Genomic DNA, 13,156 nt, shown 5'->3' on the forward strand with positions numbered 1-13,156 from the left:
GAGGCGGGCGCGGTAGCGTCGTGCCATGTCGGGATCGCGGTCCGCCGGGCCGGTCGTGCTGCTCGAGGGGGAGAGCGACCGGCTCGCCCTCGAGCAGGCCGCGCGCGTGCTGGGGCGACCGCTGGCGGGCGTCGCGCTGGACGTGCTGGGCGGGATCACCAACCTCCGTTCGCGACTGATGGCCCTGGCGGCATCGGGAGCGGAGCCGGTTCTGGGGCTCTACGACACCGCGGAGGAGAGGTTCGTCGTCGGCGCGCTGGCCGCCGCCGGCCGGATGGATGCACCGGCAGCGGGAACGGTGTTCGACGCGCTCGCCGCGGTCGGCTTCCACGGGTGCGCGCGGGATCTGGAAGACGAGGTGATCCGCGCGGCGGGGCCTGAGCTGGTGCTCGAGACGCTGGCCGCCCGGGGCGAACTGGCGCTGTTCCGGGTCTTCCAGGGACAGCCGGCGCAGCGTGTGCGGTCCGTGGAGGCGCAGCTGCACCGCTTCGCCGGGACCGCGGGCGGGCGCAAGGCGCACTTCGCCGCGGATGTGATCGCGGCCCTTCCCGCCGACCGGATCCCCGCCCCGCTGCGCGCGCTGCTGGACGACCTCGCGTCCCCGCCTTGCCTGGAGGGCTCGCAGTAGCCGTTTCGTCTCGGTGCTTCGCTCCTCGCTCAACGACCGGTGGTGGCGGTTCTCGGTCGTTGAGCGACACTTCGACTCGCTGCGCTCGCTCAGTGCGGGTCTCCGCGAGTCGAAACGTCGGGGCGCGTTTCGTCACGGGGCCGCGGCCTCGCTCAACGACCGAGGTCAGTGGGGGGTCGAGACGCCGAGGGCGTCGTGCACCATCGCCGTGGCCGCCCGGGCTCCTGCGCCGGCCGCGATGATGAGCTGCTGCGGACCGGGCGAGGCGGCGTCTCCCGCGGCGTAGAGACCCGGGATGCTCGTGCGGCCGGCGCGGTCGGTGACGAGGTGGCCCGCGGCGTCTCGATCCGGATCGATGCCGTCGAGGAACGCGAGGTCCAGCGACCACTCCGGGCGGACGAACCCGCCGTCCAGCGGCAGGACGGCCCCGCCCTCCACGACGGCGTGCACGATCCGGCCCTTCTCCGACACGAGGTCGAGGACCCGCCGCCGCTCGACGACGACGCCGATCGCCGCCAGCTCCGCCTCCTGCACGGCGTCGAGGACGTCCTCGCCGTGGGTGAACACCGTCAGATCGTCGGTCCATCGGGCGATGAGCCGCGCTCGCACGGCCAGATCCGGCGTCCGCCCGAACAACGCGAGGCGCCGCTGCTGCAGCTCCCACCCGTCGCACGCCGCACAGCTGAACACGCTCACGCCGTAGCAGCCGAGGAGCCCCGGGACCTCGGGCAGCGTCTCCCGCAGACCGGTCGCGAGCAGGACCGTCTGGGCACGCACGCGGGACTCCGGTTCGCGTCGGCCGACCTCGGCCTCGAACGGGGCGTGCGGATCCGTCGTCCTCCGCAGGGACAGCACGCGCCGCCGGGAGAGGATCTCGACGTCGGGATAGGCGCCGAGCTCCTCGCGGGCGAGGCGACGCAGCTCGTGCGGAGGCACCCCGTCGCGGGTGAGGAAGCCGTGCGAGTTCAGCGTCGCGGCGTTGCGAGGGCGGTCCGCGTCGACGACGAGGACACGGGAGCGGGATCGGCCGAGACCCAGGGCGGCGGACAGGCCTGCGGGCCCTCCGCCGATGATCAGCGCGTCGTACGGCTCGGCGAGAGCGCCCGTGCCCGGACGGGCGAGCGACTCCGCCGCCTCACCGCTGCCCGGCCGGGAACGGGGGACCCCGCTCCTCATCGCGCCAGGGCGCCGGCGGACGAGATGGCGACCTGCTCGTCGCGCGGGATCACCTTGACGCGTTCGCGGCGGTGTTCGTGCGTCTCCCCGAGCGCCCGCTCGTGGGCGTCCAGCGCGAGCCAGCCGTCCCAGGTCGTCACGGCGACCTCCCGGGCGACCAGGTCGTCGAGCAGATCCCCGGAGTCCGCCGGCTCGGGCAGACGCCCCGCCCTCGCGTCGTCGAGGAGGTTCGCGATGGTCTCGCTCGCATCCGACTTCGTGTGACCGATGAGCCCGACCGGTCCGCGCTTGATCCATCCGGTCGCGTACAGACCGGGCTCGCCGTCGACCCGTCCGCCCTCGTTCGGGACGACGCCGCGGCTCTCGTCGAACGGCGCCCCCAGGACCGGGGAGCCGAAGTAGCCCACGGCCCGGTACACCGCCTGGACGGGGATCGTCCGCTCCTCGCCGGTGGCGACGACGCCCTCCGCGCCGGGAGCGGTCCGAGCGAAACGGACGGCCTCCACCCGCTCGGCCCCGACGATCTCGAGCGGCGCATGCCAGAAGTGCAGGTGCAGGCGCCGCGGCGCTCCGCTCGGCTCCCGCGTGCGCCAGGACTGGAGCGTCCGCAGCATGATCTTGAGCTGGTTGTTCGGCGCGGCGGCCGGGTCCACGCCGTCGAAGTCCTCGTCGTGCAGCACGATGTCGACGCCGGCGACCTCGCCGAGCTCGCGGAGCTCGATGGGCGTGAACTTGATGTCGGCGGGGCCGCGGCGCCCGAAGACGTGCACGTCCGTCACCGCGGAGGACTCCAGCCCGGCGAGGACGGAGTCGGGCACTTCGGTGCTGCGCAGCGCGGCGGCGGGCTTGGCGAGGACGCGGGCGACGTCGAGGGCGACGTTGCCGTTCCCGATGACCGCGACGGAGGCGGCGTCGAGCGGCCACTCGCGCGGCACGTCCGGGTGGCCGTCGTACCAGGCGACGAAGTCCGCCGCCCCGTAAGAGCCGGGAAGGTCCGCGCCGGGGACGTCGAGGACGGCGTCCCGGATCGCCCCGGTCGCGAGGATCACCGCGTGGTAGCGGGCGCGCAGCTCCTCCAGCGTGACGTCGCGGCCGACCTCGACGTTGCCGAGGAACCGGATGGAGCGTCGAGGAGCCGTCTCCGTGCCACCCGCCGCGTCGGACGGGGGCGCGTCGAGCATCTCGTGCAGGGAGTTCACGATGCCCTTGATGCGCGGGTGGTCCGGGGCCACGCCGTAGCGGATGAGGCCGTACGGGGCGGGGAGCGACTCGATCAGGTCGATCTCGACCCGCGCGCCGGCGTCCTCGGCCTCGCGCACCGCGGCCACGGCGGTCGTGAGGATGTTCCCGGCGTAGATCCCGGCCGGGCCGGCGCCCACGATCGCCACGCGGAGAGGGGAGGGAAGGGAAGAGGTCATCGGCGCGGCGTCTTTCGCTCGGCGGAGGAGGGTCCGGGAACGGCGGCGCTGGCGCTGTCTCCAGTCTCCTCCGGAAGGGGGTGGAAAGGGAAGGGCGGCTCGTCGCGACGGACGGCCGCGAGGAGCCCGGTGTCGACGGCGAGACCGGCTTCCAGCGCCTCGGCCAGTCGTGCGACGGCGCCGGCGCGGCGGGTCCGCGCCGCGGGCGGCGGTGGCGGCGTCGACGGCTCGGGAGAAGCTCCCGCGGAGGCGCGGGGGGCGCGCAGGGCCGGCGGGGCCTCGGGGCTCAGGCGCACCACGTCGCCGATCACGACGACGGCGGGGCTGCGGACGCGACGGGCGGCGGCGAGCTCCACGATCGAGTCCAGGGTGCCGATGGTCACACGCTCGCCCGGTCCGTACCCGTCCTCGACGATCGCGATCGGGCAGGTGCCGCCGCGGACGCCACGGGCGAGCACCGCCGCCGCGTGGGCGAGGGTGCCGATGCCCATGAGCAGCACGATCGTGTGGTCGCGACCGCCGGGGAGAGCGGCGATCGGATCGTGACCGCTGGCGACCGTGAACGAGGCGGCCACGCCCCGGTGGGTCAGCGGGATCCCCGCCACCGCGGGCACTGAGACGGCGCTCGTCACCCCGGGCACCACGCGCACGGGAACGCCCTCCTCCTCCAGGTGCAGCTGCTCCTCGCGTCCGCGGCCCAGGACGAACGGATCGCCGCCCTTCAGTCGCACCACGGCCCGGCCCTCGCCGGCGAGGCGCACGAGCAGCGCGTTGATCTCCGCCTGCGGCACGCGGTGGTGGCCTGGGAGCTTCCCGACGTCGAGGACCTCCGCCGTGATCTCCACGCCCTCGGCGGCCAGTTGGTCGAGCACGGCGCGGGCGCCGAGCCGGTCGGCGACGATGACGTCCGCCTCCTGGAGGGCGCGCAGCCCGGCCCGCGTGAGCAGCCCCGCGTCGCCGGGACCCGCTCCGACGAGCACGACCCCTCCGGGGACGGCGATCCGGGCGACGGCGCTCACGACGCGGCCCCCGGGGCGAGTCCGCGCCGGCGCAGCACGTGCCGCTCCCACGGGCCGAACAGGACGAGCTCGATGAGGATCCCGATGGCCAGGATCAGCAGGATCGTCGCGAGCACGCCGGGAAGGTCGGCGAGCTCGCGGGACTGCTGGAGCATCGATCCCAGGCCGAAGCCGATGGACCCGCCCACCGCGATGATCTCCGCCGCCATGAGCGAGCGCCACGAGAACGCCCAGCCCTGCTTGATGCCGGCGAGGTACCCGGGGAGCGCGGCGGGCAGCACGATCGCGGTCGCGAGCTGTGCGCGTCCGGCGCCGAGCACGACGCCGACGCGGCGCAGCTGCGGCGGCACCTGGTCGATCCCCGCGAGCAGGCCGTTGACGATCGAGGGGATCGCCCCCATGAGGATCACGAAGTACACGGTGGCGTCCGACAGCCCGAACCAGATGATCGCGGCCGGCACCCATGCCACGGAGGGGAGCACCTGCAGCCCCGAGATCAACGGTCCTGCGGCGCGGCGCAGCGGCGTCCACTCGGCGAGCAGGAGCCCGACCGGTGTGCCCACGACCACGGCGATCGCGAACCCGACGAGGCCGCGCTCCAGGCTGGTCAGGACGGCTTCCTGGAGTCGTCCGCTCTGCGCCGCGTCGGCGAACGCCCCGAGCACCTGGAGCGGGCCCGGCACGATGTCGGGCCGCGGCTGGACGATCGCCACGAAGACCTGCCATGCCGCGAGGAGCACGAGCAGGAGGACGACCGGAGGGAGGACCCGTGCGAGCCGGTCGCGGCCGCGGGCGACGGGGGCCGGGGCGGTCTGCAGCCGGTCCAGCCCGGCCTCGACGCGGGCGAGCTCGTCCGCATCGGCTCTCGCGGAGGAGGGGAGGACGGCGGCGTCGGTGTCAGTCGGCATTGCGTCGGATCTCCTTGCGCAGCTGGAGCGTGATCTCGGCGGCCAGGGCCGCGACCTCGGGGGATTCGATGCGCCGGTCCGCGGCCGCGCCGACGCGCCATTCGCCGGCGACCCGACCGGGACGGCTGGAGAGCAGGACCACGCGCTGTCCGAGCCGGACCGCCTCATGGACGTTGTGCGTGACGAACAGGATCGTCCGCCCCGTCTCGCGCCAGACGTCGGTCAGCACCTCGTGGAGCAGGTCCCTGGTGATCGCGTCGAGCGCCGCGAACGGCTCGTCCATGAGCAGGACGTCCCGGTCCTGCGCGAGCGCGCGGGCCAGCGCGACCCGCTGACGCATCCCGCCGGACAGCTCGTGCGGACGCTTCTCGGCCGCGTCGGCGAGGTTCACGATCGACAGGAGCCGCAGCGCCTCCGCGCGGCGCTCGCCGCGCGGGACCCCGCGCAGGCGCAGCGCCAGCTCGACGTTGCGCCGCGCACTCAGCCAGGGCATCAGGGCCGAGTCCTGGAACATGACCGCCGCCCCGCCGGACGGCGTCCGGATCGCGCCCTGCGTCAGCGGCTCGAGACCGGCGACGAGGGCGAGCAGCGTCGACTTGCCGCACCCGGATGCACCCAGCAGGCACACGAACTCGCCGGGCGCGATGTCCAGGCTGATGCCGTCGAGCACGAGGGGCCCCGCACCGTACCGCTTCGAGACCCCGTCCAGGCGGACCGCCGGAGCGGGCAGGGGCGCGGGGACGACGATGGGGGCGACGGCGTCGAAGCTCGGCGCCAGGGAGAGCCCGACGGGAGGCGCCGACGGCGGGGACCCGACCCGCGAGCCGGCGTCGGCGGCGGTCATCCGTCGTCCCTTCCGAGTCCCGCATCCGCGACCGGATCCCGGCCGTCCGCGGTCAGCAGCCGGTTGAGGACCGTCAGATCGAACAGGCCGTCGATCGACCCCTCCTTCTGCGTGCCCGCCTCGATGCCGTTCTCGACGAGCGCCGTGAAGGCGGCGGCCTGCGGATCCGGGGAGAACGTCACGTGGGCGAGCGCCCGCTCCAGCACCGCGTCGTCCAGGGCCTTGCCGGTCGCGTCCTCCAGGGCGGCGTTCACCACCTGCGGGAGCTCCGCCGGATGGGACTCGATCCAGTCCAGCGCCGCGAGGTGGCCGCGGAGCAGATCCTCGACCGCGTCCGGGTGCTGTTCGGCGAACTCCGCGCGGACGAGCAGGACCGTCGTGGGGAACCGGCCCTCCGGCCACAGGTCCGCCTCGTCGACGAGCACGTGGGCTCCCGCATCGACCACGAGTCGCGACACCCACGGCTCGGGGAGCCAGGCGCCGTCCAGCTCGCCGTTCTGGAACAGGCTGAGGGTCTGCGCGTTCTCCGTCGGCGTGATCCGCACGTCGCCGCCGCCCGCGGTCGTCGTCGCGAAGCCCTCGGCGCGGAGCCAGCTCCGAAGCGCGACGTCCTGCGTGTTGCCGAGCTGCGGCGAAGCGAGGGTCGTGCCCGCGAGGTCCGCGGGCGCGACGATCCCGTCCCGGACGACGAGCGCGGCCCCGCCGGTCGTGGCCCCGGCGAGGATCCGCGCGGAGGAGCCGCCGGACTGGATGAAGGTGTTGATCGACGGGTTCGGGCCGATGTACGCCGCGTCGATCGCCCCGGCCGACAGCGCCTCGACGGCGGCCGGGCCCGCGTTGAAGACCTGGGTCTCGACCTCCGTGTCCCCGAGCGCGTCGTCGAACAGTCCCTCGGCCACGCCGACGAGAGCGGGCGCGTGCGTCACATTGGCGAAGTAGCCGAGCCGGAGCGTGTCGAGCCCGGCCTCCGCGGCGTCGGCGGCGGGGGAGGAGCATGCGGCCAGCATCGCCATCCCTAGTCCGAGGGTGGTGAGGGTCGCGGTCGTGCGGATGGTGCTGTTCACAGTCGCCTCCTTCGCGGCGTCGGGGTTCTCAGCGGGGATCGGATCCGACCACGGTCGCGGCGGCGAGCGTCGCGCCGTCGACCGGGTGGATGAGCAGGAGGGCGCCGCCCTCGCGGTTCTCGCGGTACGGCTCCACGGGCAGGGCGGCGGCGAACCGGAGGCGGACGCGGCCGATGTCGTTCACGCCGAGCGCGGCCGCCGGGGTCGCCGCGAGGGTGTCCAGGTCGCGCTGCGATCGGACCTCCGACACCACGGCCTGCACCGTCGTCGTGCCGTGCTTGGCGAGGAGCCGGTCTCCCGGGCGGATCGGGCGGTCGTCGAGGACGAACACCTCGGCCTCGGCCTCGCGGGCGCCGGCCGGGACACTCCCGTGCGCGGCGATGAGCGCGCCCCGGGCGGCGTCGACCTCGTCGGCCAGCGTCACGACGACCGACTGCCCCTCGCGGGCGCCGGGCGCCGCGGAACCGGCGACGAGCACCTCCGCCACCGTCGTCACGTGGCCGCCCGGGAACACCTGCACGCGGTCGCCCACGGTCAGCGACCCGGACGAGACCCGCCCGGCGAAACCACGGAAGTCGCGGTAGCGCTCCGCGGTCTCCGGCCCGTCGTCGAGGAGGGGGGAGAGCCCGCCCTGCGGGCGGATGACCGTCTGCACCGGAAGCCGGAAGGGGGCGCCGCCGGCCTCCGCATCGGCCTCGGCCCGGGTGGGCAGGGACTCCAGCAGCTCCAGCAGGGTCGGCCCGGGGACTCCGTCCTCTCCGTACCAGGGCGTCCGATCCGACGGCTCCGCTACGTTGTCGCCCTCCAGCGCCGACACCGGCAGGACGTGCGGGCGCGACAGCCCGAGCTCCGCGGCCAGCGCGACGACCTCGCGCTCCACCGTGCGGAACCGCTCCTCGTCGAACCCGGTGAGGTCGATCTTGTTGACCGCCACGAGCACATGCGGCACGCGCAGCAGCGACACGACGGCGAGGTGTCGCCGGGTCTGCTCCACCACGCCCTTGCGCGCATCGACCAGGACGACGACGGCGTCCGCGGTGGCGGCGCCCGTGACCATGTTGCGCGTGTACTGCACGTGCCCGGGGCAGTCCGCGAGGATGAAGCCCCGCGCGCCGGTGGCGAAGTAGCGATAGGCGACGTCGATCGTGATCCCCTGCTCGCGCTCGGCTCGGAGGCCGTCCGTGAGGAGCGCGAAGTCGACGGCTCCGTGGGCGAAGCCGCGCTCCGCCGTCGTCCTGGTCACCTGTTCGAGCTGATCCGCGAGGATCGCCTTGGCGTCGTGCAGCAGGCGCCCGACCAGGGTCGACTTCCCGTCGTCCACCGACCCCGCGGTCGCGAACCGGAACAGCGTCGTCTCGGGATGCGCGCCGAGGGCGGGGGTCGGGTCCGTGGCGTTCGTGGCGTCCGCTGTGCGCCGGCCCCGTCCGTCCCGCCGTCCCCCGCCGTCCTTCGGTCGGCTCCCGCCAGTCCCGATGCCTGCGGGTCGGCCGGGGCCGTCGCTCCGCTCGGCGGGAATGGGAGCAGCGGCAGGGGCGTCGTCCCTGCGTTCGGCGGCGAGCCGTGTGGGGGTGTTCGTAGTCATCAGAAGTACCCGTCCTTCTTCCGGTCCTCCATGGCGGCCTCGCTGATCCGGTCGTCGGCGCGCGTCGCGCCGCGTTCGGTGAGCGTGGAGCGGCCGACCTCCGCGACGACGGCGTCGAGATCCGCCGCGTCCGACTCCACGGCGCCCGTGCAGCTCATGTCCCCGACCGTGCGGTAGCGGACCAGGCGCCGCTCGACCGTTTCGCCCGGCCGCGGCTGCGAGAACGCGCCGACCGCCCGCCACATGCCGTCGCGGCGGAACACGTCGCGCTCGTGCGCGAGGTACAGCGGGGGGAGCGCGATCCGCTCCCGCGCGATGTAGCGCCACACGTCCAGCTCGGTCCAGTTCGAGATCGGGAACGCGCGCACGTGCTGGCCGGGCAGGTGCCGGCCGTTGTAGAGGCTCCACAGCTCCGGGCGCTGGTTGCGCGGATCCCACTGCCCGAACTCGTCGCGCAGCGACAGGATCCGCTCCTTCGCCCTGGCCTTGTCCTCGTCGCGGCGGGCGCCGCCGAACACGGCGTCGTGGCGACCGGCCGCGATCGCGTCGAGCAGGGGGCGCGTCTGCAGCACGTTCCGGGTGCCGTCCGGCCGCTCGGCGAGCCGGCCGTCGTCGATGTACGACTGCACGTCGGCGACCTCCAGCACGAGGCCGAGGCGGGCGACGGTCTCGTCGCGGAAGCGGATCACCTCCGGGAAATTGTGCCCGGTGTCCACGTGCAGCACCGGGAACGGGATGCGGCCGGGGGCGAACGCCCGCGCGGCGAGGTGCAGCACTACGACGGAGTCCTTGCCGCCGGAGAACAGCAGCACGGGATGCTCGAACTCGGCGACGACCTCGCGGATGACGTGGATCGCCTCCGCCTCCAGCGCGTCGAGCGCGCTCAGCGGCCCGGTGCTGCGCGTTTCGTCTCGGTCTCGCTCCGCTCGTCCTCGCTCAACGACCGGACCCCCGCTGCCGGTCGTTGAGCGAGACGAAACGCGGTCGTTCTCGGTCGTTGAGCGAGCGGAGCGAGACGAAACGTCGCGTCCATCCGCGTCCGTCTCGGGGGACGAGTCGATGTCGATGCTCATAGGTGGAGTCCGCATTCCGTCTTGGCCAACCCGGCCCAGCGGCCCGAGCGGGGGTCGTCGCCCGGGGCGACGGGGTTCGTGCAGGGAGCGCAGCCGATCGACGGGTACCCGTTCGCCACGAGCGGGTTGACGGCCACCGCGTGCGTCTCGGCGTAGGCGAGGAGGTCGTCGAACGTCCAGCTCGCGACGGGGTTGACCTTGATCAGCCCGTTGCGCTCGTCGAAGGCGATGAGCGGCGTGGCGGTCCTCGTCGGCGCCTCCTCGCGGCGCACACCGGTGAACCACGCCTCGTACCCGCCCAACGCCCGGTGCAGCGGGGCGACCTTGCGCCGGGCGCAGCACAGCCCCGGGTCCCGGGCGAACAGATCGGTGCCGAGCTCCGCGTCCTGCTCCGCCACGGTCTGCTCCGGGTGCACGTCCACGATCCGTACGTCGAGGGTCCGGGCGACCTCGTCCCTCGTGAACCGGGTCTCCAGGAAGTGGTAGCCGGTGTCGAGGAACAGCACGTCCACGCCCGGGAGCCGCTCCGCCACGAGGTGCGGGAGCGCCGCATCCGCCATCGAGCAGGCCACGGCAGCGCTGCGGACGTCGATGTGCGCCGCGACCCAGGCGACGACCTCCGCGGGCGTCGCCTCGTCCGCCGCCCCGCTGCGCAGTTCCTCGGCACCGCGCGCGGCCAGCGTCCGCAGGTCCTCGGCATCCCGGCGCCGGGGTCGCACATCCACCCGTACGCTCACCGCAGGGCCTCCTCGTCGGCCCGGTGCGCCCAGGTCGCGAAGGACTCGCCGTCGGCGCGGTCGGCCAGATAGCGGCGGATCACGCGCTCGGCGTAGTCGGCGATGCCGTCGGCGGGCACCTTGAGCCCGCGGACCGTCCGGCCGAGACCCGCCTCCTCCCGGTCGACCCCCGCGAGACCGCCGCCGAGGTGCACCTGGTAGCCGGGCACCTGCGCGCCGTCGATCGTCACGAGCTGGCCCTTGAGGCCGATGTCGGCGACCTGGATGCGGGCGCACGAGTTCGGGCAGCCGTTCACGTGGAGGGTGATCGGGCGGCCGATCTCCGGCTCCAGGGCGCCCAGACGCTCCTCCAGCGCGCGGATCGCCTCGGCGGCGTTCACCTTCGTCTCGACGATCGCCAGTTTGCAGAACTCGATGCCCGTGCACGCGATGGTCCCCCGCCGGAACAGGCTCGGGCGCGCGGAGAGCCCGAGCGCGTCGAGGCCGACCACCAGCGACGGGACCCGCTCCTCGGGGACGTCGAGCACGAGGAGCTTCTGGTACGGGGTGGTGCGGATCCGGCCGGAGCCGTGCTGCTCCGCGAGATCGGCGAGGCCCGTCAGCGTCGTCCCGGACACCCGGCCCACGAGCGGCGCCGCGCCGACGTAGAAGCGGCCGTCCCGCTGGCGGTGTACCCCGACGTGATCCCCCTGCCCCTGCGGGCGCGGTGCCGGCGGGCCGTCGGGCAGCGGCTCATCCAGGTACTCCGTCTCCAGGACCTCGCGGAACCGCTCCGGTCCCCAGTCGGCGAGGAGGAACTTCAGCCGTGCCTTGTTGCGCAGGCGCCGATAGCCGTAGTCGCGGAAGATCTGCGTGACCCCGTGCCAGACGTCGGCGACCCGCTCCGGAGCGACGAACGCGCCCAGGCGCTCGCCGAGGCGCGGGACGGCCGCCAGCGCCCCGCCCACCCACAGGTCGTAGCCGATGCCGAGCTCGGGGTGCTCCACGGCGACGAAGCCGCAGTCGTTGATCTCGTGCACGACGTCCTGGCTCGGATGCCCCGTGATCGCGGTCTTGTACTTGCGGGGGAGGTTCGCCAGGGTCGGATCCCCGATGAAGCGATCCGCGATCTCCCGGATCTGCGGGGTCGGGTCGATCAGCTCGTCCGCCGCGATCCCGGCGACGGGCGAGCCCAGGACCACGCGCGGCACGTCCCCGCACGCCTCGGTGGTGCTGAGGCCCACCCCCTCCAGCCTCCGCCAGATCTCCGGCACGTCCTCGATCCGCACCCAGTGCAGCTGGATGTTCTGCCGGTCGGTGAGGTCCGCCGTGTCCCGCGCGTAGGCGGTGGAGATCTCGCCGATCACGCGGAGCTGCGCGGTGGTGAGCTGCCCGCCGTCGACGCGGACGCGGAGCATGAAGAACTCGTCCTCGAGCTCGTGCGGTTCGAGCTGAGCGGTGCGGCCGCCGTCGATCCCGGGCTTGCGCTGCGTGTACAGCCCCCACCAGCGGAAGCGGCCGTGCAGGTCGGTGGGGTCGATGGACGAGAAGCCGCCGGCGGCGTAGACCTCCTCGATCCGGGCGCGGACGTTCAGCCCGTCATCGGCGGCCTTGAACTCCTCGTTCGCGTTCAGGGGCTCCGTGCCGTCGACCAGCCATTGGCCGTGCGGCTTCGTGGGCACACGGGCGGTGCGGGTGCGGGCGCCGCGCACCGGGGTCGTGGTGTCGGAGGACATGCCGAACACGGTAGGAATGCGGACCCTGCCTCCGCCATCGTCCGTGACCTCCACCGACTTTCGCGGTCATTGTTCGACACGATCCAGAAATCCCGGAGGGACGTGGGGTTCGATGGAGCGCCGCGGTGCGTGCCGCCCCGGTCGTTGAGCGAGCGGAGCGAGACGAAACGTGTGAGCCGCGTCAGACGGACGCGACCAGCGCCGACTCGCGGAGGCCGGGTGCGAGATCTCGCGCCTCGGCGTCCCGGTACCGGTCCACGACGATGTCGACGAGCTCCGTCGGGGGTTCCGCGCCGTCGAGGAGCGGCGCGGAGACGGGATGTCCTTCGGCGAGGCGCCGCGCGAGATCGAAAAAGTACCCGGGAGCGAGGAGGTAGGTCGCGAGCACCGCCCCGGGGTGCGCGCGCAGCGCGTCGTCGACGCGAGGCGCGCGAGCGGCCAGGTACGCGGTGGTGACGGGGCGTCGGAGCCGTCGTGCGAGGAGGGACGCCGTCCGTTCCGCGTCCGGGAGGGAGCGGGGATCCCGGGATCCGGCGACGCCCAGCACGACCGGCACGTCGCTCGCCGCCTCGGCCAGCCGGCGCGCCAGCACGGCGGCGAGCCGCGGATCCGGACCGAGCGGGTCCGTCACCCGCACCCCGGGGCGCGCCAGTCGCCCGAGGTCGACGCCCACGTGGAACCCGCGCGACAGCAGCAGCGGCACGACGACCACCGGTCCGTCGAGACCCGCGAGCGCCGTCTCGGCATCCGGCTGCTGCACGTCGACGAACGCCGAGCAGACGCGGACGTCCGGCAGCCGTGCGGCCACGCGCTCGACGAGCAGGGCGATCGCCGCGGCGCCGCGGGGGTCGGAGGTGCCGTGCGAGACGGCCAGCAGGGAGGGGCGCGACATGGGTGGCGAGTCTAGGCACGCGCGCGCCGCTCCGCCCCCGCGCCCGTCACACGGCGAAAGACTCCCCGCCCGGTCGAGTGGTCAGTTTCTGTGGGTTCGG

12 protein-coding genes are annotated in these 13,156 nt (G+C 74.0%); 1 reads left to right on the top strand and 11 read right to left on the bottom strand.

Features of this window, described 5'->3' with window-relative positions; translation table 11 throughout:
• The first annotated feature begins 25 nt into the window (after positions 1–25).
• Positions 26–628, top strand: a complete 603-nt coding sequence (locus tag K8F61_RS14605; RefSeq protein WP_231819629.1) for a toprim domain-containing protein — start codon at positions 26–28, stop codon at positions 626–628.
• Between the two features lie 165 nt (positions 629–793).
• Here K8F61_RS14605 and K8F61_RS14610 read toward each other — a convergent pair whose 3' ends face one another.
• The 11 genes from K8F61_RS14610 to K8F61_RS14660 form a co-directional block, all read right to left on the bottom strand.
• The gene (locus tag K8F61_RS14610; RefSeq protein WP_231819630.1) at positions 794–1,804 is read right to left on the bottom strand and encodes an NAD(P)/FAD-dependent oxidoreductase; all 1,011 of its coding nucleotides are present in this window, start codon (positions 1,802–1,804) and stop codon (positions 794–796) included.
• Entirely contained in the window at positions 1,801–3,222 is a 1,422-nt protein-coding gene (locus K8F61_RS14615) for an FAD-dependent oxidoreductase (protein ID WP_231819631.1), read from the bottom strand. The genes K8F61_RS14610 and K8F61_RS14615 overlap by 4 nt, the downstream gene beginning before the upstream one ends.
• Entirely contained in the window at positions 3,219–4,241 is a 1,023-nt protein-coding gene (cobA, locus tag K8F61_RS14620) for a uroporphyrinogen-III C-methyltransferase (protein ID WP_231819632.1), read from the bottom strand. The genes K8F61_RS14615 and cobA overlap by 4 nt, the downstream gene beginning before the upstream one ends.
• Positions 4,238–5,149, bottom strand: a complete 912-nt coding sequence (locus tag K8F61_RS14625; RefSeq protein ID WP_219086055.1) for an ABC transporter permease — start codon at positions 5,147–5,149, stop codon at positions 4,238–4,240. Before K8F61_RS14625 ends, cobA begins: the two co-directional genes overlap by 4 nt.
• Positions 5,139–5,993, bottom strand: a complete 855-nt coding sequence (locus K8F61_RS14630; RefSeq protein WP_231819633.1) for an ABC transporter ATP-binding protein — start codon at positions 5,991–5,993, stop codon at positions 5,139–5,141. The genes K8F61_RS14625 and K8F61_RS14630 overlap by 11 nt, the downstream gene beginning before the upstream one ends.
• On the bottom strand, positions 5,990–7,057 hold the full coding sequence (locus K8F61_RS14635) for an ABC transporter substrate-binding protein (protein WP_231819634.1): 1,068 nt from the start codon (positions 7,055–7,057) through the stop codon (positions 5,990–5,992). The genes K8F61_RS14630 and K8F61_RS14635 overlap by 4 nt, the downstream gene beginning before the upstream one ends.
• Before the next feature lie 28 nt (positions 7,058–7,085).
• Positions 7,086–8,639 (bottom strand): sulfate adenylyltransferase subunit 1, encoded by a 1,554-nt coding sequence (locus K8F61_RS14640; RefSeq protein ID WP_231819635.1) that lies wholly within the window; start codon positions 8,637–8,639, stop codon positions 7,086–7,088.
• On the bottom strand, positions 8,639–9,712 hold the full coding sequence (cysD, locus tag K8F61_RS14645; protein ID WP_231819636.1) for a sulfate adenylyltransferase subunit CysD: 1,074 nt from the start codon (positions 9,710–9,712) through the stop codon (positions 8,639–8,641). The genes K8F61_RS14640 and cysD overlap by 1 nt, the downstream gene beginning before the upstream one ends.
• A complete protein-coding gene (locus K8F61_RS14650) occupies positions 9,709–10,449 on the bottom strand; it encodes a phosphoadenylyl-sulfate reductase (RefSeq protein WP_231819637.1) in 741 nt (246 codons plus the stop codon). Before K8F61_RS14650 ends, cysD begins: the two co-directional genes overlap by 4 nt.
• The gene (locus K8F61_RS14655) at positions 10,446–12,164 is read right to left on the bottom strand and encodes a nitrite/sulfite reductase (RefSeq protein ID WP_231819638.1); all 1,719 of its coding nucleotides are present in this window, start codon (positions 12,162–12,164) and stop codon (positions 10,446–10,448) included. The genes K8F61_RS14650 and K8F61_RS14655 overlap by 4 nt, the downstream gene beginning before the upstream one ends.
• Positions 12,165–12,345: 181 nt before the next feature.
• The gene (locus K8F61_RS14660; protein ID WP_231819639.1) at positions 12,346–13,056 is read right to left on the bottom strand and encodes a sirohydrochlorin chelatase; all 711 of its coding nucleotides are present in this window, start codon (positions 13,054–13,056) and stop codon (positions 12,346–12,348) included.
• Positions 13,057–13,156: the final 100 nt, after the last annotated feature.

Source organism: Microbacterium resistens (genome assembly GCF_021172025.1).
GTDB lineage: Bacteria > Actinomycetota > Actinomycetes > Actinomycetales > Microbacteriaceae > Microbacterium > Microbacterium resistens.